Annotated in this window: 17 protein-coding genes and 1 pseudogene; 6 read left to right on the top strand and 12 right to left on the bottom strand. The window is 66.1% G+C overall.

The annotated features are described in order from the left end of the window. Positions 1-39 precede the first annotated feature (39 nt). Entirely contained in the window at positions 40-1,269 is a 1,230-nt protein-coding gene (locus tag NFW30_RS04430; RefSeq protein WP_295356553.1) for an ATP-binding protein, read from the bottom strand. A 429-nt stretch (positions 1,270-1,698) separates the two neighbouring features. Beyond that, complete coding sequence (locus tag NFW30_RS04425; RefSeq protein WP_295356556.1) at positions 1,699-1,848, bottom strand: hypothetical protein; 150 nt, start codon at positions 1,846-1,848, stop codon at positions 1,699-1,701. A gap of 571 nt (positions 1,849-2,419) precedes the next feature. On the opposite strand from NFW30_RS04425, the gene NFW30_RS04420 reads away from it, so the two are divergent. From NFW30_RS04420 to NFW30_RS04410, 3 genes and pseudogenes are all read left to right on the top strand, one after another. Continuing rightward, the gene (locus NFW30_RS04420; protein ID WP_295356560.1) at positions 2,420-2,695 is read left to right on the top strand and encodes a type II toxin-antitoxin system prevent-host-death family antitoxin; all 276 of its coding nucleotides are present in this window, start codon (positions 2,420-2,422) and stop codon (positions 2,693-2,695) included. Next, positions 2,695-2,964, top strand: a pseudogene (locus NFW30_RS04415) (Txe/YoeB family addiction module toxin). The gene NFW30_RS04420 and the pseudogene NFW30_RS04415 overlap by 1 nt, the downstream one beginning before the upstream one ends. Before the next feature lie 482 nt (positions 2,965-3,446). After that, a complete protein-coding gene (locus NFW30_RS04410; RefSeq protein WP_295356563.1) occupies positions 3,447-4,487 on the top strand; it encodes a DMT family transporter in 1,041 nt (346 codons plus the stop codon). Positions 4,488-4,694: 207 nt separating this feature from the next. Here NFW30_RS04410 and NFW30_RS04405 read toward each other — a convergent pair whose 3' ends face one another. From NFW30_RS04405 to NFW30_RS04390, 4 genes are all read right to left on the bottom strand, one after another. After that, positions 4,695-5,120, bottom strand: coding sequence for a putative toxin-antitoxin system toxin component, PIN family (locus NFW30_RS04405; protein WP_295356567.1), 426 nt, complete (start codon positions 5,118-5,120; stop codon positions 4,695-4,697). Beyond that, positions 5,113-5,361 carry a type II toxin-antitoxin system Phd/YefM family antitoxin gene (locus tag NFW30_RS04400; RefSeq protein ID WP_295356718.1) on the bottom strand — a complete coding sequence of 83 codons (249 nt, stop codon included), beginning with the start codon at positions 5,359-5,361 and terminating at the stop codon, positions 5,113-5,115. Before NFW30_RS04400 ends, NFW30_RS04405 begins: the two co-directional genes overlap by 8 nt. A 355-nt stretch (positions 5,362-5,716) precedes the next feature. Then, positions 5,717-6,880 (bottom strand): ATP-binding protein, encoded by a 1,164-nt coding sequence (locus NFW30_RS04395; protein ID WP_295356570.1) that lies wholly within the window; start codon positions 6,878-6,880, stop codon positions 5,717-5,719. A 254-nt stretch (positions 6,881-7,134) separates the two neighbouring features. Further along, positions 7,135-8,160, bottom strand: coding sequence for an Rpn family recombination-promoting nuclease/putative transposase (locus tag NFW30_RS04390; RefSeq protein ID WP_295356579.1), 1,026 nt, complete (start codon positions 8,158-8,160; stop codon positions 7,135-7,137). 168 nt (positions 8,161-8,328) lie between these two features. On the opposite strand from NFW30_RS04390, the gene NFW30_RS04385 reads away from it, so the two are divergent. Continuing rightward, on the top strand, positions 8,329-9,024 hold the full coding sequence (locus NFW30_RS04385; RefSeq protein ID WP_295356582.1) for a transposase: 696 nt from the start codon (positions 8,329-8,331) through the stop codon (positions 9,022-9,024). On the opposite strand, the gene NFW30_RS04380 is transcribed toward NFW30_RS04385, so the two are convergent. The 4 genes from NFW30_RS04380 to NFW30_RS04365 all read right to left on the bottom strand — a co-directional run bounded on the left by NFW30_RS04380 (position 9,010) and on the right by NFW30_RS04365 (position 14,352). Further along, a complete protein-coding gene (locus tag NFW30_RS04380; protein WP_295356585.1) occupies positions 9,010-11,400 on the bottom strand; it encodes a tetratricopeptide repeat protein in 2,391 nt (796 codons plus the stop codon). The two genes, NFW30_RS04385 and NFW30_RS04380, sit on opposite strands and share 15 nt — an antisense overlap. 109 nt (positions 11,401-11,509) lie before the next feature. Next, positions 11,510-11,881, bottom strand: a complete 372-nt coding sequence (locus NFW30_RS04375; protein WP_295356587.1) for a hypothetical protein — start codon at positions 11,879-11,881, stop codon at positions 11,510-11,512. A 116-nt stretch (positions 11,882-11,997) separates the two neighbouring features. Next, positions 11,998-13,176 carry a CaiB/BaiF CoA-transferase family protein gene (locus NFW30_RS04370; RefSeq protein ID WP_295356590.1) on the bottom strand — a complete coding sequence of 393 codons (1,179 nt, stop codon included), beginning with the start codon at positions 13,174-13,176 and terminating at the stop codon, positions 11,998-12,000. Positions 13,177-13,191: 15 nt separating this feature from the next. Further along, positions 13,192-14,352 carry an acyl-CoA dehydrogenase family protein gene (locus NFW30_RS04365; protein ID WP_295356592.1) on the bottom strand — a complete coding sequence of 387 codons (1,161 nt, stop codon included), beginning with the start codon at positions 14,350-14,352 and terminating at the stop codon, positions 13,192-13,194. Positions 14,353-14,493: 141 nt separating this feature from the next. Here NFW30_RS04365 and NFW30_RS04360 point away from each other — a divergent pair, with 141 nt between their 5' ends. Then, the gene (locus tag NFW30_RS04360) at positions 14,494-15,006 is read left to right on the top strand and encodes a YbaK/EbsC family protein (protein WP_295356597.1); all 513 of its coding nucleotides are present in this window, start codon (positions 14,494-14,496) and stop codon (positions 15,004-15,006) included. A 168-nt stretch (positions 15,007-15,174) separates the two neighbouring features. After that, positions 15,175-16,575 carry an NYN domain-containing protein gene (locus tag NFW30_RS04355; protein ID WP_295356601.1) on the top strand — a complete coding sequence of 467 codons (1,401 nt, stop codon included), beginning with the start codon at positions 15,175-15,177 and terminating at the stop codon, positions 16,573-16,575. 96 nt (positions 16,576-16,671) lie between these two features. On the opposite strand, the gene panD is transcribed toward NFW30_RS04355, so the two are convergent. Together panD and NFW30_RS04345 are read right to left on the bottom strand one after the other, a co-directional pair. Next, positions 16,672-17,055: an aspartate 1-decarboxylase gene (panD, locus tag NFW30_RS04350; protein ID WP_295356607.1), complete on the bottom strand. Its 384-nt coding sequence runs from the start codon at positions 17,053-17,055 to the stop codon at positions 16,672-16,674. Between the two features lie 56 nt (positions 17,056-17,111). Next, positions 17,112-17,557: pantoate--beta-alanine ligase (locus NFW30_RS04345; protein WP_295371791.1), on the bottom strand; the 446-nt coding region annotated here is incomplete at its 5' end.

Here is a 17,557-nt window from a genome sequence, read left to right as displayed (position 1 = left end):
GTCACCGAATTCATCCTGTCACCGAATTCATCGAATTCATCAAATCAGGTTCCACGGTATTGCCAAGACGTTTTCACTGACCCAGCGCGTTTGTTCCACGGGGCAGAGGAGTGCGCCTGGGCCACAGTTCAAATGGGCATGTGCGGCCTGGAAGGCTTCGATACCTTTTGCCATGCGCCGGTTTGGGTTGGCGGTGAGCTTGATCTCAATGGGATAGAGCATGCCGTCACGTTCCAGGAGGATGTCGACCTCGGCCCCGCCGGCGGCGCGCCAGTGGTGAAATGTTGGGCGGGTGGGTAGCCGGGAAGCTTGTTTGATCAGTTCACTGACCATGGCCGTTTCGAACAAGGCGCCGAACAGGGGGTGGGCGGTCAAGGCCCGGGGAGAGGAGATTTGCGCATGGTGGCAGGCCAGGCCGGTGTCAGCGAGGTGTCCTTTGGGGCGTAAGGAGACTCGCTTGGCGGGGTTTCCCGAGAAGGCCGGGAGGGAAAACCACTGATACGTGCCTTCCATGATGCCCAACCAACGCCGGGCGGTTTGTGGGGTCATCCCGATTTCCCGGCCCAACTGGCTGTAGTTGATTTCCTGGGCGGTCAGCGCGCCCATCAGACGAACGAAGCGGCCAAAGTCCTGCCAGTCTTCGATGCCACCGGCCAGCCTGGCATCTCGCTCGACGTAAGTGCGGTGGTAGCCGGCCCAGAAGTCCGGTATCAGGTCTTCGTCGATTTCGGTTGCGCGGGGCAGGCTTCCCCGCCAGAGCCATAACGGCAGATTGGTTTCGTGAAGTGCAGCGTGGCGGCTCCAGTCGCAGAAGGCATCCGGCGCTTCGAGCCAGCGGCTTAGCCAGCCGGTATCTGAATTGGCGATTTCCTGCAGGGAAAAACCATAGAGGTCCAGGAAGGCTGCACGTCCGGCCAGGCTTTCCGAAACGGAACGCAGAACCTGCCACTGTTGCGATCCGGTCACCAGATATTGGCCCACACGATGGGGGTCACGGTCGACGTGACGCTTGATGGCTGCCACTACCTCGGGCGCATACTGGATTTCATCCAGGATGACCGGTGCGGGATGGTTGCGCAGAAAAAGATCGGGCTCCCGCCGCGCATTTTCGACGTCCAGGCTGGCGTCGAACACCACGTAGTCGAGTTTGGGGAAAAGGTGGCGGAGCAAGGTGGTCTTGCCAACTTGGCGGGCACCACTGAGAACGACCACTGGAAAGGCTTCCACCAGCCGTTGCAACCGTTCGGAGACCATTCTGTGACGATACATGCTGACATTTTATCAACGGGATCATCAGTTTGTCACTTTTTACCGATCCGCGTGGCGAAAACGGCGGCAGTAAGCCAAACGCTCTCTGGTGCTACGCAGTCCGCACGACAGCCGGGCATGGCTGTCTCTCGGATGGCAGATGGTCGTGCCTGGTCATGGGGCGACAGAAGTGGATCCTCCAGTGGACGCGACTGCTGGCTTTGGCGAGAAGGGCACGCAAGACGTTCCGGCCGCTGTAAGCAGGAGGACCGCTTGCCGCCGGTTTTCGGCGTCGGCTTCGTCAGGGAGAGCAACAGCGTCTCCGCTTTTGTGGGGACAGGATACTTAATTGCAGGCGGGCGATCCCCGATAGGATACGGGAGCCGAGCGCCCGCAAGCTGAGGAGCCGACCTGTCTGCGTCGGCGCCGTGTTTCGGGGTTCATCCGACGTCACTGCCGGTGGTCGGCCTCGTCTGCCAGGACGGCGGCATTCGAGATCGGATCGAGCGCAGCTTCTTCGACCCGGCCCTCGCCCGCAACCGCGGGCTCGAATGCCACGCCATCGGATGGCTCGCGTTCCGGTTTGTCGCTGCCGAGCATGGTCTTGATCTCAGGCGTGCAGACCCCGTTGATCCGCCGCAGCCCGTGCGACCGTCTGGCCTCCCCGTTGCACGCGCCGGGGTCAGGTGGTGTTCCTTGCCCGCAGCCAAACCTCGCCGGGCAGGCAGAGCGTCCCGCTCGCGCTCCAATCGTTCCGGCCACAGCGGTCGACGCTTCGGTTCAAGGGGCGCGAGGCACAGGGCACGAGCCGGTGTGGTCGCGCGCTGCCGGTCGGCGAAGTCGTTGGCACGGTTGGCAGCCGGGGAGGGTGTAGCACGCCCCGACCGCAGCGGCTGCGCCGGCGTTGCGTTGTCCCGATCGCCAGCGTCCGGCGTTCGCCGGCCGGATCGCGCGGGAACGCGTCGGCCATACGAGAGATCCGGGTTGCGAAGGCACGAAGTCAAGGCCCGGGATGCTGCCACGCCGATTGCCCACGGCCGGGGCGCATGCATTGAGTATACTGTCACCGAATGAGTCACCACATTCCGTCAGCGTATTCCGAGGTGAAAAGGTGCAGGATGCAACAGGGCTTTATGTACAATGATTCTGTACAAGTTATCTGGAGTTGGCTATGACCATCGAGACAACATATAGCCAGGCCCGTGATCAGTTGAAAGCGCTGATGGATCGGGCCGTGGATGATCGCGAGATTGTGGTGGTGCGTCGCCGTTCCGGCGGGGCAGTGGCCATTATTGCTGCGGACGAACTGGAGAGTCTTACAGAAACCGCTCACCTTCTGCGTTCCCCCAAGAACGCAGAGCGAATGCTCTCTGCCCTGGCACGCGCTCGGGGGGGGCGAGGTGCAGCCGACGCCTGTGAATACCCTGAAGCAGGAACTGGGGTTTGATGGCTAAGGTCGCCCGGCTTGCGGTGTTCCAGCCGGAGTTTATCGAGGACCTGCGCTAATGGGTCGAGACTGATCGTCGTACAGCCAGACGTCTCCTTGAACTGGTAGAGGCGGTGTTGAGGGACCCATTTGACGGGATCGGCAAGCCAGAGCCTCTGAAGTACCTGGGCGGTGACGTATGGTCGCGGCGCATGACCCAAGAGCATCGCTGTGTCTACTTGGTGAAAGCCGATCGCGTGGAGTTCTTGCAGGGGCAGTATCACTATTGAAATCCACGTAGAAACGGGGACTAGAAACGGGGACAGTATATGTAATTGTGTTAATGCGGGGACAGTATATTTAATGCGAGAGCGCCTTTTCATCCGATGGATCCAGGGTGCGCGGCGTGGTTTCCATCGCGCCCGGACGGTTGGCCTTCATTCGGCAGCCTCGGCAGCACCACCTTCGAGAGCCCGAACCCGTTTCGGGCTTTTTTTGCGTCTGGCCGTGGCGCGCCCTGGCGGAACTTCGCGGGTTGGATTCGCGGGCGGCGCCGCTGCCGTTCCCGTGCCATCCTGCCCTTCGCGGCCTCTCTGCCCTGGGTTTCTCGCTGGTGGTCTCGTGACTGTGCGCGCGGTCACTTTCCGTATGGGCAGGGATTTGGCAGTGGCCGGCTGTCGCCGGCAACTCCTGTGGCGGAAGTGGCCAGCAGTTTGCTGCTCGCCGAGATCACGTTGTCAATTGAAGGAAAAAGCGAGGAGAATGCGTCCCGATGAACAGAAGTGTTCTCTGCGCCATCGCGGCGGCTGCCCTGTTCGGGGCCAGCACACCCTTGGCGAAACTGCTGATCGGGGCAGCATCGCCACTGTTGCTGGGCGGCTTGCTGTACTTGGGCAGCGGCCTGGGCCTCGCGCTTGCCCGGCTGATCCGTGATCGGGGGTGGCGATCCTCGGGCATCACGCACGGGGAGTGGCCCTGGCTGTTCGGTGCGATCCTGTTCGGCGGCGTGCTGGGGCCCGTCGCATTGATGTTCGGGCTGTCTGAAACCAGTGGATCGACCGCATCCCTGCTGCTGAACCTCGAAGCGGTTCTGACCGCCGTCATCGCCTGGGTGGTATTCAAGGAGAACGCCGACCGGCGCATCGTCCTCGGCATGGTCGCGATCGTCGCCGGAGGCGTGCTGCTGTCCTGGTTGCCAGGCGCCGCGGGAGGCAATGGCTGGCTGGGCCCGTTCGCGATCATCCTGGCCTGTCTGTGCTGGGCCATCGACAACAACCTGACGCGCAAGGTGTCGGCATCGGATGCCTTGTTCATCGCCGGCAGCAAGGGCCTGATCGCAGGTCTGGTCAATTGTGCCCTGGCGCTGAGCCTGGGGGCAACGATCCCCGAGGCCGCCACAACGGCAACGGTCATGACCCTCGGACTCATGGGCTACGGCGTCAGTCTGGTGTTGTTCGTGCTGGCCCTGCGCGGACTCGGCACGGCACGCACGGGAGCCTATTTCTCCACCGCGCCCTTCATCGGTGCCTTCCTGGCAGTGGTCGTGCTGGGCGAATCAGTCGGCCCCACGTTCTGGCTGGCGAGCGCGTTGATGGCATGGGGCGTTTGGCTGCACCTCACGGAAAAGCATGAGCACGAACACACGCACGAGCCTGTCGGGCACAGTCACGTCCATCGTCACGACGCACATCACGAGCACGAACACGATTGCACCGACGATGATCGCGAGCCCCATTCCCACCACCACACGCACGCGGCGGTGACCCACAAGCATCCGCATTTCCCGGATGTTCATCATCGGCACGCACACTGACGACGATTGCCGACCCGTGGGCGGTCGAAAGCGGTGACAGTATACTTAATGTGTGCGCTCGATGGCAGCAATCCGGGGTACGAGTCGGTTCAGCGGGTCGCGTTAGCTTTCGGGGTCCGACCACCAAAATATTGCGCGACCTCTACCCGATGCCTCCCCGCCCGCATCTTCCTTCATCATCCGGGGCGGCCGCAACTGCAATGACCGTTAGAGGCGGTGCCAGGTCCCGGCCAGGAGGTCTGCCGGACTGACTATGCGCACGCTGTGAAACGGGTCCAACTCGAGCAAATCCCGGTCGCCGGTAACGATGGCATCAGCGTTGCCGCTCACCGCCACGTCAAGGAACTTGTCGTCCTTGGGATCGCGGCAGGCGTGCAACATGCGGGTTATGGGTATGACCCTGGCCACGCCGCCCAGCAATTCCAGGAACTGTCTACGGTCCGCGCGGCTGACGTACGGGTCGAACCTGGACGGGCCCAGCACCTCTGCCAGTTCATTCAACGTAGCCTCGGAAACCAGCAGGATGCCTCGCTCCAGGGCGTGGTCAACGGCTTGGCCGGCCATGCTCTTGGGCGTCAGCATGCGGCTGACCAGGACGTTGGTGTCCAGCACCCACAGGCATTGCTCAATCATCGGCCAGCAGTTGGGCCAGCGTCTCCTCGGTCATGCCGGCGGCTTCGGCAGCGGCCCCCACACGGTCGCAAAAGCGCTGGAACTCGGCGACATTGAGACGGGTGAGCCGCTCATATTCCTGGATGGAAAGAACGACGGCCACGTCCCGCTTCTGGCGCTGGATGACCGCGGGTTCCCGGGCAGCAGTTTCGATGACCTGGGCCAGACCCTGCTTGGCGGCGGTGGCAGTTACGGTGCGCATGGCGATCTCCATAAAACGTTACGATCAAATTGTACATTTTGTACCATGCGGGGAGGCATTTTCAGTGCGCCAGCGGTCAGGTCTTGCTTTTTTGCGAGATCTCGGCGAGTTGTCGTCGCGCTTTCGCGGAAAACGGTTGAAAATGGTGACAGTATACTTAATTTCTTCGTGCCCTGGATCGGGGGAGCAAGCAGGCGCAGTTCCGAATTAATATACTGTCACCGAATTAGCGGCGAGCGACCTGTAACTTGTGACCACCGCGTCGGGTGGCACTGGATTGCCACTTCGGCTGCGCCTCATCGCCATGAGGGTGGGTATCGGTAATCGGAGCGGCGTGGCCCTGCCGGTGCTGTAGTCAGCCTTCGGCAACTCGGGTTGCCAGTTCGAGCAGTGAGACGGCCTGGATGTCGTGGGCCATTCGATAGCGTTCCTGGCCGGGGTAGACGACGAACTTGCGCGCGGGGGCCAGGTCTTCACAGGCGGCATGAAAGCCGCGTTCGACTCTTGGATTGAGGCTGCGCTTGATTTCGACCGCCCATAGGCTGTTGTCCGGCCAAACCAGCAGGAGGTCGATTTCGGCACCGCCGCTGGTGCGATAGAAGTAACCTTGTGCCTTGCCGGCAGCGGCGATGAGCAGGTTTTCCATGACCATGCATTCCCAGCTTTGCCCGACCACCGGATGTGCCAGCAGGGTTTCCTTCTCGGGGATGGCCAGCAGGGCATGGACCAGGCCGCTGTCGCGCACATAGACCTTGGGCGATTTGACCAGACGCTTGCCCAGGTTGGCATGCCAGGCGGGCAGACGGCGCACGAGGTACAAGTCCGCCAACAGGTCGAGATAGGCCGCGGCGGTCTTGGCGTCTACGCCCAGGTTGCGCGCGAATTGGGCGATGTTGAGCAGACCGCCCTGATGATGGGCCAGCATGCCCCAGAAGCGACGCAGGGTTTCGGCGGCGATGCGAGGCCCGAACTGTGGAATATCGCGCTCCAGATAGGTGCGGATGAAATCCTGGCGCCATCGCAGGCTGCGGGCTGCATTGGCCGCGAGCAGGCTGTCCGGAAACCCACCGCGTAGCCAGAGTTCATCGCTTGGCAGATTGGGTGTTTCCAGTACGCTGAAAGGCGCCAACTCAAGATAGCTGATGCGTCCGGCCAGGCTTTCGCCTGACTGCTTGAGCAGATCAGGCGACGCGGACCCCAACAGCAGATATTGACCGGTTGTGCGACCTGCTCGCCGAGCGCGGTCGATCAATCCGCGCAGTACTGGAAACAACCCGGGGGCACGATGCACTTCGTCGATGATGACCAGCTTGTCTTGATGGTCTGCCAGGTAGAGCTCGGGTTGGGCGAGCTTGGCGCGGTCCTGTTCCGACTCGAGATCAAGATAGAGTGCGTCGATCTGGCGGCCGATTTCCAGGGCCAGCGTGGTTTTCCCGACCTGACGCGGTCCAAGCAGCGCAACGGCAGGGGTGTAGTCGACTGCGGCCTTGAGTTCGGTAGCCAGCGTTCGCTTTATCATGCTTGCAATTGTGGAACTTTGGTGCGTTGATTGCAAGGCTTGAATGGGGAAAAGGCGACAGTATGGTTAACTCCCCCACCAGCCCTCGCAAGTTCCCCGGCGTTGCGTCAGCGGGATACGCCGTTGATCGCCGCTGAATGCGTCTACAGAGCAGTGATGCGCCGCATCGGGTGTTCAACATCGGCAATCAGTCACCGATCCCCTTGGGTACCGACCGCGGCGCGGCTCCGGATGGCCTTTCACATCCCGATCGGTTACCGGGATCGTTCGGCGAACACGGTCGCGAGATCGGGTGCATCGAGTGCTCGCTTCGCCCATGCCTCCAGGCGCTCCGGCCCAGCGCCTGCGAGCTGGCTTTCGACCCAGGATGGCAAGGCTCCGAAGCGCCAGCTCAACAACTGCTTCAGCAGCCGTGCTTCGCCTTGCTCGATTCCTTGTTCAATTCCCCTTTCGATGCCTTGTTCGATTCCTTTCTCGATCCCTTTCTCGATCCCTCTCTCCATCGCCTGTTGTTCCCATTGCTCGGCAATCGTCAGCATGAGTTCACCTCCACCACTCAAAGTTTCTGTCACCACCTGGCGCAACTGGTCACCGGTCAAGCGATCGATGCTCGCCGCCTGCGCCAGGTACCGCAAGAGCGTACGGACATAGTCCAAGCCCATCGAGCTCTGCGCGAGGTCGCGCAGCAGTCCCAGAATTTCCGGCAGCCGCTGGCTCAACTCGTTCCGGAAGATGTACTTCAGGGTGAGCAGCGCCGTATGCAGCATGACCGCGCCCTGCAGCTCGTCGTCGCGGTATCCGCTCAAGTCGATCAGGTGATAGACGCATGCCGGCACGTAGTCGCGCAGCGGCGGAACGTCTTCCACCTCATCGGCGAATTGCCGGCTCACGCGCCAGGTCGCCGTGCCGTGATGGACCACGACCGGTACGACAACAGGCAGTCGACCTGAATTCCCGGCATTCAGCCACTGTTCCCAGATCCGCACGCGGTAACGCAGGAGGTCGAGGCCGATTCGCGACTCGACGTAGCTTTTGTGTTCGAACAGCACGTGCACATAGCCGGCTCCGCCGCCGCGGAGATCGACAGTGTAGAGCAGGTCGGCGGGATGCAGCGCCAGTTCCGGATCGAGAAAGGAATCCTTGGCGGTGCGCAAGGTCTTCCAGTCCAGTGCCTGCGCGGCTGTCGCCGGCAGATACCGCTCGAGAAACTCCGCCGCCACCTCGGTCCGCCCGAACACCGCCTTGAAAAAGCGGTCGTGAGGGCTGTTCAACGCCGTCATGTGCGGTCTCCGCCAACTCGCTGAAGCCTCATCGTATCACTGTCGGGAAAAGGCGACAGCAGCGTTAACTTCCCACGAGACTGCGCAACTTCCCCGGCGTTGCGGATCCCTCCACCCGCACGGGGACAGTATACTCAACTCCCGGCAAACGTGTTCTGGAGGACAGCTGTGGCGAGACTTGCAAGGGTGGTGGCGGCGGGTTATCCGCATCACGTGACGCAGCGGGGCAACCGGCGTCAGCAGACCTTCTTCTGCGACGACGATTATCGCGAGTACCTGCGCCTGTTGTCGGCTTCATGTGCTCTTGCCGGGACCGAGGTGTGGGCTTATTGCCTGATGCCGAACCATGTGCACCTGATCATGGTGCCGCAGGATAGCGACGGCCTGCGCCGCGCGATCAGCGAGACGCACCGGCGATTCACGCGACGCATCAATGTTCGCGAGGGGTGGCAGGGCCATCTCTGGCAGGAGCGCTTCCATTCCTTCCTGCTCGATGAGACGCACCTGCTGGCCGCCGTGCGCTACGTCGAGAACAACCCGGTTCGTGCCGGCCTGTGCGCGCATGCCGAGGAATGGCCGTGGTCGAGTGTCCGCGCACACCTGCGGGGAGAGGACGACGGCCTGGCAAGGGTCGCGCCGCTGCTGGCCATGGTTGGGAACTGGCCCGAGTACCTCGGTGCGGCGGTGGAGCAGTCCCTTGTCGACAAGATCCATGCCCATACCCGAACAGGTCGACCACTGGGCGAGGAAGCGTTCGTCGAGGAACTGGAAGGTCGGCTGAATCGGCGGCTGCGACCGCAGAAGCGCGGCCCCAGGCCACGGCCCGAAGCTGACGACCAGGAGGAGGCTTCACCTCCCGGGTGATGCCGGCGATGGCGAGTTTTGTATACTGTCACCGAAAGTTTTGAGGGCGGCGAGGATGTCGGGGTTGCCGGGATGGCGTTGGTCGGCGCGGCGCAGGAGTGCCAGGGCTTCGCTCTTCCTGCCGGCACTGTGCAGGGCGATCGCTTCGACGTAGAGGAAACGCGGGTTGTCGGGGGCGAGGCGCGCGGCTTCCGAGATCTCGCGCAGCGCTGCTCGCTGGTCGCCCTGGCGCACGAGCAGCAGGCCGAGCGCGTGGTGCAGCTCGGCACTCCGCGGCAGCTGGGCAAGCCCCCGCCGCAACACCCGTTCTCCCTCGGCGTCGCGGCCGAGCCGGCGCAGGGTATCGGCGAGATTGACGTAAGCCGGCTCGAACAGTGGATCGAGCGCGATCGCCTGTTCGAAGGCCGCCAGCGCCTCGTCGCCACGCCCCTGCCGCAGCCGCAGGATGCCGATGTTGACGCGGCCAGATGGCCAGTCGGCATCCAGGTCGAGTGCGTTCTCGTATTCCTGCATCGCCGCCGCCTGCGCGGCCTGCCGTGCGGCGCCGAATCGCTCGCCGGGAACGTCGGCGAGGAGGCGCGCCGCCTCGATGCGGACGCCGCGCACGGGGTCGGAGAGGAGTGGCGCGGCGATCCGCAGGCGCACATCGGGTGGCGCCGCATCGAGCAGCCCGAGTGCCGCGATGCGCAGCAGCGGATCGGGATCGGCGAGCAGCGTGTGCGCCGTCTGCAGCGTCTCCGGGGTGGCGTGTGGCTGGGCGAGGGTCGCTGCCGTTGCCCGGATGATGCCCGGTGCCGCCGGGTTGCGCGCGAGTTCGAGCAGGCCGGGCAAGCCCTGCATGCCGCGCGTTGCCCCCGCATGCAGCGTCGGCCCGTAGCTCGGGCGATCGCGCCAGGCCCTGCCGTACCAGCGGTCCATCGCCTGCGCAGCCCACTCCGGCTTGCGGTCGACGTGGCACTGGTTGCAGGCGTTCGGCGTGCCGAGCGCGAGCGAGAGGTCGGGGCGCGGAACGCGCAGGCTGTGGTCCTGCCGGGCGTGGATGACCATGTAGTTCTGCGTCGGCATGTGGCAGTTGATGCACTGCGCGCCCGGGCCCCCGGTCTGGTGCCGGTGGTGCGTCGGCGCATCATGCTCGGCGGCGTTGTGGCAGCGGTTGCAGAGTTCGTTGCCCCTGGCGCGGGTCTGCAGCGAGTGCGGTTCGTGGCAGTCCATGCAGGTGACGCCGCTCTGCTGCATCCGGCTCTGCAGGAAGGAGCCCCAGACATAGACCTCTTCCCGCTGCTGGCCATCGGCGTGGTAGTTGGGGGCGGTGAGCATCGCCAGCCGGTGGCTGTCGGCGAGTACCGCGCCGGGCCTGCGCTCTTCGCTCAGGGTTGACCGGCGGGCATGGCAGGCGGCGCAGACGTTCATGCCGGCAGGGTCGGCGGGGTGTTCGCGCACGGCAACGCGGGCGTCGGCGGCAGGAAACTTCCACGCCTCGAGCCAGCGGCTGCCGAGTCGTGGCAGGCCGATGTCGCCCTGCGCCGGATACGGTGGCCTTGCCCCGGCGGCCCACGCCACATGGCGCGAACCGGGACCATGACAGGCTTCGCAGGCGACATTGATCTCGCTGAAGGTGGTGCGGTAGGTGTTGCTGGCGGCGTCGTAGCCCTTGCGCAGGTTGGTCGAGTGGCATTCCGCGCACTGCAGGGCCCAGTTCTGGTAGTTGCCCGTCCAGTGCAGCGCATCCTTGTGGCCGACCCGGCGCTCGGGTTGCAGGTGGAACCAGCGTTGTCCACCCATCGCCTTCGGGCGTGAGTCCCAGGCGATCGACAGCGCCTGGTAGCGGCCGCCTGGGAAAGCGACCAGGTACTGCTGCAGCGGGTAGACGCCGAAGGTGTAGCTGATCCCGTAGTCGGCGAGCTTGCCGTCGGGACCCTCGGTGCGCACGAAGAAGCCGTCGCCGCGCCGGTAGAAGCGGGATTCGACGCCGTGTTGACGGAACCTGGCGTCGGCGAAGTCGCCGAGCACCGTCTCCGGCGTTGCGTGCTGCATGGCGCGATCATGGTTCGATCCGGACCACGCCTGGTATTCGGCTTCGTGGCAGTTCTTGCAGACGCTGGCTCCGACGTGGCCGGCTGGCGTGCCGTCGGCCGCGGCGCCCGCCACGGGGGCCGCGGGGGCCGCGCGGGCTGGCGATTCGGGCAGGCGGTCGCGCGTCAGGTAGAGGACGATGCCGGTGACGATGGCGACGGCGAAGAGCAGCAGCAGGCCGAGCGGCAGCAGGTTCCGCTGTTGCCGAGCCGCCGGAACACCTGGCGCGGCATTCGCGGCAGCCCGCACGGCGGCTGCCGCGGGCGTGGTGACGGCGGCCTGGCGCCTGGCTTTTCGGGTCATCGGGAGGGGGTCTGGGCGGGGCGGTGGCGGGACGGCGCATGATAGCACCGCGGGCCACCCGCCGGTGCCGGCCGCCGCGTCCTGCAGGCCGTCGCCGGTGGCCGGTGCTTCAGTCCGGCCGGCGTCGGCGCAACAGCGCGACCACGACGATGAACAGCAGGCCGCCGCCAAGGATCAGCGAGAAGACGAGCTGCCGCTCGGAAAGCCCGAGGAAGTTGATCGGCACGCCCCAGCGACAGGCGAGGGGATAGACCGCGAGCGCGAATCCGATTCCGGCGAGCGTTGCCAGCGATCCCCGGAGGTCGTTGCGCAGCCTGGAGCGCAGCATGGCGAAAGGCAGGTCCCTGACCTTTTCCGGCGGGAGATCGCGGAACATTTGGTGGCCGCCTTTCCTGCCGAGGGTGAAATGGACGATCAGTGCCGGCAGCAGGATGGCGGCTGCGAGGGCCAGGAGAAAGGAGCCGGGAGTCCAGTTGTTCATCGCGCAGTGCTCTCCAACGGTTGTCGCTGCGGCAAGTGCCGCTTCGGTTTTTCCAGCCCGCGCGGATGGCGCCACTCCGGCAGGGCGGCAGCCGTCGCGCCGACCACGGTGGCCGCTCAGACGGCGCCAGCGGCACGCAGGGCGGCGATCGCCGCTGCGTCGCAGCCGAGTTCGCCGAGAATGGCTTCGGTGTGCTGTCCGAGCGCGGGTACCGCGTCCATGCGCGGCGTGAAGCCGCTGTTGCTGCCCGGCGGCAGCAGGGCTGGGATCGGACCGGCCGGGGTCGCCACCTCGGTCCAGCGCTGGCGTGCGGCGAGCTGTGGGTGTTGCCAGACTTCGTGCATGTCGTTGATGCGCGCGTTGGCGATGCGCGCGGCGTCGAGGCGGGCGATCAGCTCCTCGCTGCCCAGGCGGGAGAACTGCTCGGCGATCAGCGCCTGCAACTCGTCGCGCTTGGCGCTGCGGCTGGCGTTCGACGCGTAGCGCGGGTCATCCGCCAGATCCGGTCGTTCGAGGACCTGCCGGCAGAAGAGTTGCCACTCGCGCTCGTTCTGCACGCCGAGCATGACCAGTCTGCCGTCGCCGGCGGCGAAGGGGCCGTAGGGGTAGATCGTCGCGTGCGCGGCGCCGGCGCGTGGCGGCGGTGCGGCGCCGGCGCTGGCGTAGTAGAGCGGGTAGCCCATCCACTCGACCATGCTCTCGAGCATCGAGACTTCGATCCGGCAGCCGCAGCCGCTCTGCGCACGCTGCAGCAGGGCGGCGAGGATGCCGCTGTAGGCGTACATGCCGGCGGCGATGTCGGCGATCGAGCAGCCGGCCTTGGCCGGCGCGTCGGCGCTGCCGGTGACCGAGAGGAAGCCGGCTTCGCTCTGGATCAGCAGGTCGTAGGCCTTGCGGTCGCGATACGGGCCGTCGCCGCCGTAGCCCGAGAGGTCGCAGACGATCAGTCGCGGGCAGTCCGCGCGCAGATCCTCGTAGGACAGGCCGAGACGGGCGGCCGCACCCGGTGCGAGGTTCTGTACCAGGACGTCGGCCCTGGCGAGGAGCCGGGCGAGCAGCGCCGGCGCCGCGGCATGCTTGAGGTCGAGGGTCAGGCTTTCCTTCGAGCGGTTGGTCCACACGAAATGCGAGGCCAGGCCGTGCACGCGCTGGTCGTAGGCGCGGGCGAAGTCGCCGCTGCCGGGCCGCTCGACCTTGATCACGCGTGCGCCGAGGTCGGCGAGCTGGCGCGTGCAGAAGGGCGCGGCGATGGCATGTTCGAGGGTGACGACGGTGATGCCGTCGAGTGGGCGCATGCCGGGCTCCGCCGATCAGTACGAGCGCGGCAGGCCGAGCAGGTGCTCGGCGACGTAGGCGAAGATCAGGTTGGTCGAGATCGGTGCCACCTGGTAGAGGCGCGTCTCGCGGAACTTGCGCTCGACGTCGTACTCGCTGGCGAAACCGAAACCGCCGTGCGTCTGCAGGCAGACGTTGGCCGCCTGCCACGAGGCCCTGGCGGCGAGGTGCTTCGCCATGTTCGCCTGGGCGCCGCAGGGACGCTGCGCGTCGAAGCGGGCGCAGGCCTCGTAGCGCATCAGGTTGGCCGCCTCGATGTCGATGAAGGCCTCGGCGATCGGGAACTGCACCCCCTGGTTGCTGCCGATCGGTCGCTCGAAGACGATGCGCTCGCCGGCATAGCGGGTGGCACGCTCGACGAACCAGTAACCGTCGCCGATGCACTCGGCGGCGATCAGCGCGCGCTCGGCGTTGAGCCCGTCGAGCAGGTAGCGGAAGCCCTGGCCCTCCTCGCCGATCAGGTTCTCGGCCGGAACCTCGAGTCCGTCGAAGAAGAGTTCGTTGGTCTCGTGATTGACCATGTTGGCGATCGGCCGTACCTCGAGGCCGTTGCCGATCGCCTGGCGCAGGTCGATGATGAAGATCGACAGGCCCTCGGCTTTTCGCCGCACCTCGGCGAGCGGCGTCGTCCGGGCGAGCAGGATCATCAGGTCGGAATGGCGGACGCGCGAGATCCAGACCTTCTGGCCATTGATCACGTAGCAGCCATCCCGGCGCACGGCGGTCGTGCGCAGGCGCGTGGTGTCGCTGCCGGTGGTCGGTTCGGTCACTGCCATCGACTGGATGCGCAGCCGGCCGGCGGCGATCGCCGGCAGGTACCTTTCCTTCTGCGCCGGGCTGCCGTTGCGCAGCAGCGTGCCCATGTTGTACATCTGGCCATGCACGGCGGCGGCGTTGCCGCCGCAGCGGTTGATCTCCTCCATGATGACGCTGGCGGCGGTCAGACCGAGACCGGAGCCGCCGTACTCCTCGGGGATCATCGCCGCCAGCCAGCCGGCTGCGAGCAGTGCGGCGACGAAGTCGTCGGGGTAGGCGCGCTGTTCGTCGATGCGGCGAAAGTACTCGTCGGGGAACTGCCGACAGAGATCGCGGATGGCCTCGCGGATCTCCGGGTGCAGGTCGGCGGTGGTTTGCATGGCGATCCTCGTGCTGGTCGGCGGCAGTTTACACCATCTGCCGGCGGCCGCCTGGCGACAGGCTATCGCCGGCGGTGCCGGTTGCAGTAAACTGCCGCCGCCGGCACGCCGGCAACCTCGTGAGTGAGCCAGGACGAATCGATGGCCATGGAGAACGGACTTCCCGGGAGCGCGCAGAGGGTGGCCGACCTGCTGCGCACGCTGGGCCACCGCGCAGCGGTGCTGCGGCTGCCGGCGAGCGGCAGGACCTCGGCGGAAGCCGCTGCGGCGCTCGGCTGCAGCGTCGCCGAGATCGCCAAGTCGATCGTCTTCCGGCAACTGGCCGACGACACGGCGGTGATGGTCGTCGCCAGCGGCGCGTACCGGGTGGACGAGGGCAGGGTGGCGGCGCTGGTCGGTCCGCTCGGCAAGGCCGACGCCGCGTTCGTCCGCGAGCACACCGGTTACGCGATCGGCGGCGTCTGCCCCCTGGGCCACCCGCGATCGACGATCGTCCTCGTCGACCGGCTGCTGCTGGACTTCGACCGCATCTGGGCCGCCGCCGGCCATCCGCACTGCGTCTTCAGCCTCTCGCCACGGGAGTTGCTGGCGATGACCGGCGGGCAGGTGGTCGACGTCGCCGAAGTGCCGGCCACCGGCCGGTCGCCAGCCTGACCCCGGCCGCGGCGGCGATCCGCCAGCCGGCGTCGCGCTTGCTTCCTGTCGCCAAGGGTTTACCATCTCGGCTCTGGGCATCCAGAGCCAGCGCCCGCCGGCGTCGAGCACGCGGCGGGCAGCCACCCGTCGGCGTGGCGCAACATTCCTTTGCGGAGAAGATGAATCATGGCCGTAGCGCCCGAAACCGCCATCATGGCGCTGTACTGCGACTTCGAGAACGTCGCCCTTGGCGTCCGTGACGCGAAGTACGACCGGTTCGACATCAAACCGGTCCTCGAGAGGCTGCTGCTCAAGGGCAGCATCGTCGTCAAGAAGGCCTACTGCGACTGGGAGCGCTACAAGGGTTTCAAGTCGACGATGCACGAAGCGAGTTTCGAGCTGATCGAGATCCCGCACCTGCGGCAGTCGGGCAAGAATTCGGCCGACATCCGGCTGGTCGTCGACGCTCTCGACCTGTGCTACACGAAGTCGCACGTCGATACCTTCGTCATCATCAGTGGCGACTCGGATTTCTCGCCGCTGGTCTCGAAGCTGCGCGAGAACGCGAAGTACGTCATCGGCGTCGGTGTCAAGCAATCGACTTCGGATCTGCTGATCGGCAACTGCGACGAATTCATCTTCTACGACGACCTGGTGCGCGAGATGCAGCGCGCGGCGCGGCGCGACTCGCGCGAGGCGGCGCAGGCGACGAGGCGGACGCCCGAGGAGGATGCCGAGCGGCGTGCCGAACTCGAGGCGCGGCGGAGCAAGGCGATCGAGCTGGCGGTCGCGACCTTCGACGCGATGGTCGACGAACGCGGCGACAGCGGCAAGATCTGGGCGTCGATGCTGAAGGAGGCGATCAAGCGCCGCAAGCCGGATTTCAACGAGTCCTACTACGGCTTCCGCGCCTTCGGCAACCTGCTCGAGGAGGCGCAGGCGCGCGGTCTGCTGGCGATCGGCCGCGACGAGAAGTCCGGTACCTATGTCTTCCGGCGCAACGGGCTCGCGGCCGCCGGCGAGTCCGGCTCCGAAGTGCCGCTCGACGAGACCCGCGATTCGTCGCCGGCGCCGCTGCCCGAGGCGGCGCGTGCGGCCGACGAGCCGGCGGGCGACGCTGCTGCCGGCGCGCCCGCCCCGCGCCGGAAGAGCGAGGGCAGGCGCAAGGCGGTCGACAAGGGTGGCAAGCGAGGTGCGCGTGCGCCGAAGGATGCCGGGGAAACCGGCGTCGCCGCCGTGACGGACGTGCTACCGGCGGCAGAGGCAGCGGCAGCCGTCGACCGGTCCGGGACGGACGCCGAGCCGGCAGCGAGTGCCCCGCCGCCGGTGGCGGTGGCGGCGGACGATGCGCCGGCCGTGGTGCCGGAGCAGGCTGCCGCAGCCCAGCCGGCCGCGGTCGGCGAGACGGGTGCGGCAGGAGAGGTGGGCGAGGTCGGCGAGGAGGGCAAAGCCGGCGAGGAGGGTGTGGCAGGAGAGGTGGGCGAGGTCGGCACGGCCGCCGATGCGGCGGCCGTGCCGTCGGCGAGGAAGCCCGCCGCGCGGCCACGACGCCCACGCAAGCCGAAGGTACCGGTCGACGTCGCCTGAGCATGCGGGCGCCGCGGCGCCGCTGCCCGCCCCATAAACGCGAAAGCCGCGACGGCGGTCGCGGCTTCGGTGGGCGGCAGACGGCGCCCGGCGTCGTCAGGCGGCAGCCTGTGCCGGAATCTGGCCGGCCATGCGCACGATGCGGTTCTGCGTGTCGACGTAGATCAGCAACGGTGCATGTTTGGCGAGTTCGACCTCGTTGTACACCGCGAAACTGGCGATGATCAGGATGTCCCCGGGTGCGGCGCGGCGTGCCGCCGACCCATTGACCGAGATGACGCCCGAGCCGCGCTCGGCGCGGATGGCGTAGGTCGTGAAGCGCTCGCCGTTATTGACGTTCCAGATGTCGATCTGCTCGTACTCGCCGATGTTCGCGGCATCGAGCAGATCCTCGTCGATGGCGCATGAGCCCTCGTAGTGAAGCTCGGCGTGCGTGGCGCTGACGCGGTGCAGCTTCGACTTCAACATGGTCCTCTGCATGGATTCACCGGATTGGGAGTTTGGGGAAGCGCATTGTAGCTGCTCATGGCGACCTGTCAACGGCCGTCGCAGGCAGGTATTTCGACATTGTCGATCAGCCGCGCGCTGCCCAGGCGACTGGCGGCGAGGACGACCAGCGGGCCGTCGTCGGGGCTGCGCGGCGGCTGCAGATCGGCCTGTCGCCGCAACGCAACATAGTCGGTTCGCCAGCCGTTGCGGTCGAGTTCGGCCGCCGCGTCCGCTTCGAGGCGGCCGAAGTCGGCGTCGCCGGCAGCGACGGCGGTGGCGATCCGCTGCAGCAGCCGGTACAGTCGCGGCGCCTCGGCTCGCTCGCCGGGCGACAGGTAGCCGTTGCGCGACGACAGGGCGAGGCCATCGGCGGCGCGAACGGTCTCGCCGCCGACGATCGCGATCGGCAGCGCCAGTTGCCGGCTCATGTTGCGCAGGACCATCAGCTGCTGGTAGTCCTTCTTGCCGAAGAGCGCCACCTGCGGCTGGACGA

The sequence above is a fragment of the Accumulibacter sp. genome (assembly GCF_023806635.1).
In the GTDB taxonomy this organism is placed as follows: Bacteria; Pseudomonadota; Gammaproteobacteria; order Burkholderiales; family Rhodocyclaceae; genus Accumulibacter.
The sequence above is the reverse complement of the archived record's forward strand: the minus strand, read 5'-3'. Positions and strand labels throughout refer to the sequence as shown.

Excerpts from the sequence above, each read along its gene's own strand:
- NFW30_RS04430 (WP_295356553.1), bottom strand. The coding sequence starts at position 1,269 with ATGTATCGTCACAGAATGGTCTCCGAACGGTTGCAACGGCTGGTGGAA.
- NFW30_RS04425 (WP_295356556.1), bottom strand. The coding sequence starts at position 1,848 with ATGCTCGGCAGCGACAAACCGGAACGCGAGCCATCCGATGGCGTGGCA.
- NFW30_RS04420 (WP_295356560.1), top strand. The coding sequence starts at position 2,420 with ATGACCATCGAGACAACATATAGCCAGGCCCGTGATCAGTTGAAAGCG.
- NFW30_RS04410 (WP_295356563.1), top strand. The coding sequence starts at position 3,447 with ATGAACAGAAGTGTTCTCTGCGCCATCGCGGCGGCTGCCCTGTTCGGG.
- NFW30_RS04405 (WP_295356567.1), bottom strand. The coding sequence starts at position 5,120 with ATGATTGAGCAATGCCTGTGGGTGCTGGACACCAACGTCCTGGTCAGC.
- NFW30_RS04400 (WP_295356718.1), bottom strand. The coding sequence starts at position 5,361 with ATGCGCACCGTAACTGCCACCGCCGCCAAGCAGGGTCTGGCCCAGGTC.
- NFW30_RS04395 (WP_295356570.1), bottom strand. The coding sequence starts at position 6,880 with ATGATAAAGCGAACGCTGGCTACCGAACTCAAGGCCGCAGTCGACTAC.
- NFW30_RS04390 (WP_295356579.1), bottom strand. The coding sequence starts at position 8,160 with ATGACGGCGTTGAACAGCCCTCACGACCGCTTTTTCAAGGCGGTGTTC.
- NFW30_RS04380 (WP_295356585.1), bottom strand. The coding sequence starts at position 11,400 with ATGACCCGAAAAGCCAGGCGCCAGGCCGCCGTCACCACGCCCGCGGCA.
- NFW30_RS04375 (WP_295356587.1), bottom strand. The coding sequence starts at position 11,881 with ATGAACAACTGGACTCCCGGCTCCTTTCTCCTGGCCCTCGCAGCCGCC.
- NFW30_RS04370 (WP_295356590.1), bottom strand. The coding sequence starts at position 13,176 with ATGCGCCCACTCGACGGCATCACCGTCGTCACCCTCGAACATGCCATC.
- NFW30_RS04365 (WP_295356592.1), bottom strand. The coding sequence starts at position 14,352 with ATGCAAACCACCGCCGACCTGCACCCGGAGATCCGCGAGGCCATCCGC.
- NFW30_RS04360 (WP_295356597.1), top strand. The coding sequence starts at position 14,494 with ATGGCCATGGAGAACGGACTTCCCGGGAGCGCGCAGAGGGTGGCCGAC.
- NFW30_RS04355 (WP_295356601.1), top strand. The coding sequence starts at position 15,175 with ATGGCCGTAGCGCCCGAAACCGCCATCATGGCGCTGTACTGCGACTTC.
- panD (WP_295356607.1), bottom strand. The coding sequence starts at position 17,055 with ATGCAGAGGACCATGTTGAAGTCGAAGCTGCACCGCGTCAGCGCCACG.